The 2,028-nt window shown below is 49.4% G+C and carries 1 pseudogene; it reads right to left on the reverse strand.

The window, feature by feature from the left end:
• A pseudogene (locus EWM59_RS28180) lies at positions 1 to 2,028 on the reverse strand (hypothetical protein); the annotation flags it as partial.

The following is a 2,028-nucleotide window of genomic DNA, read 5'->3' on the forward strand; positions in this document are numbered from 1 at the left end:
AGCTTACGGTTACCGTTGGCAATGGATTCACAATCACTTTGCCTGTGCCGGTTGCACTACATTCTTTGTTGTTGGTCGTTACTTTACAGGTCGCTGTGAAGCTGTAAGTGCCTGCTGTCCCTGATGGTACACTGATGCTGTTACCTGTGCTGCCATTACTCCAGCTGATGCTGCCTCCCACACATCCACTCGCTGTCAAGGTTGCGGTCTCATTCAGACAAACCACTATATAGCTTACGGTTACCGTTGGCAATGGATTCACAATCACTTTGCCTGTGCCGGTTGCACTACATTCTTTGTTGTTGGTCGTTACTTTACAGGTCGCTGTGAAGCTGTAAGTGCCTGCTGTCCCTGATGGTACACTGATGCTGTTACCTGTGCTGCCATTACTCCAGCTGATGCTGCCTCCCACACATCCACTCGCTGTCAAGGTTGCGGTCTCATTCAGACAAACCACTATATAGCTTACGGTTACCGTTGGCAATGGATTCACAATCACTTTGCCTGTGCCGGTTGCACTACATTCTTTGTTGTTGGTCGTTACTTTACAGGTCGCTGTGAAGCTGTAAGTGCCTGCTGTCCCTGATGGTACACTGATGCTGTTACCTGTGCTGCCATTACTCCAGCTGATGCTGCCTCCCACACATCCACTCGCTGTCAAGGTTGCGGTCTCATTCAGACAAACCACTATATAGCTTACGGTTACCGTTGGCAATGGATTCACAATCACTTTGCCTGTGCCGGTTGCACTACATTCTTTGTTGTTGGTCGTTACTTTACAGGTCGCTGTGAAGCTGTAAGTGCCTGCTGTCCCTGATGGTACACTGATGCTGTTACCTGTGCTGCCATTACTCCAGCTGATGCTGCCTCCCACACATCCACTCGCTGTCAAGGTTGCGGTCTCATTCAGACAAACCACTATATAGCTTACGGTTACCGTTGGCAATGGATTCACAATCACTTTGCCTGTGCCGGTTGCACTACATTCTTTGTTGTTGGTCGTTACTTTACAGGTCGCTGTGAAGCTGTAAGTGCCTGCTGTCCCTGATGGTACACTGATGCTGTTACCTGTGCTGCCATTACTCCAGCTGATGCTGCCTCCCACACATCCACTCGCTGTCAAGGTTGCGGTCTCATTCAGACAAACCACTATATAGCTTACGGTTACCGTTGGCAATGGATTCACAATCACTTTGCCTGTGCCGGTTGCACTACATTCTTTGTTGTTGGTCGTTACTTTACAGGTCGCTGTGAAGCTGTAAGTGCCTGCTGTCCCTGATGGTACACTGATGCTGTTACCTGTGCTGCCATTACTCCAGCTGATGCTGCCTCCCACACATCCACTCGCTGTCAAGGTTGCGGTCTCATTCAGACAAACCACTATATAGCTTACGGTTACCGTTGGCAATGGATTCACAATCACTTTGCCTGTGCCGGTTGCACTACATTCTTTGTTGTTGGTCGTTACTTTACAGGTCGCTGTGAAGCTGTAAGTGCCTGCTGTCCCTGATGGTACACTGATGCTGTTACCTGTGCTGCCATTACTCCAGCTGATGCTGCCTCCCACACATCCACTCGCTGTCAAGGTTGCGGTCTCATTCAGACAAACCACTATATAGCTTACGGTTACCGTTGGCAATGGATTCACAATCACTTTGCCTGTGCCGGTTGCACTACATTCTTTGTTGTTGGTCGTTACTTTACAGGTCGCTGTGAAGCTGTAAGTGCCTGCTGTCCCTGATGGTACACTGATGCTGTTACCTGTGCTGCCATTACTCCAGCTGATGCTGCCTCCCACACATCCACTCGCTGTCAAGGTTGCGGTCTCATTCAGACAAACCACTACATAGCTTACGGTTACCGTTGGCAATGGATTCACAATCACTTTGCCTGTGCCGGTTGCACTACATTCTTTGTTTTTGGTCGTTACTTTACAGGTCGCTGTGAAGCTGTAAGTACCTGCTGTCCCTGATGGTACAGTGATGCTGTTACCTGTGCTGCCATTACTCCAGCTGATGCTGCCTCCCA

The organism is Emticicia agri, assembly GCF_004168285.1.
Classification (GTDB): Bacteria; Bacteroidota; Bacteroidia; order Cytophagales; family Spirosomataceae; genus Emticicia; species Emticicia agri.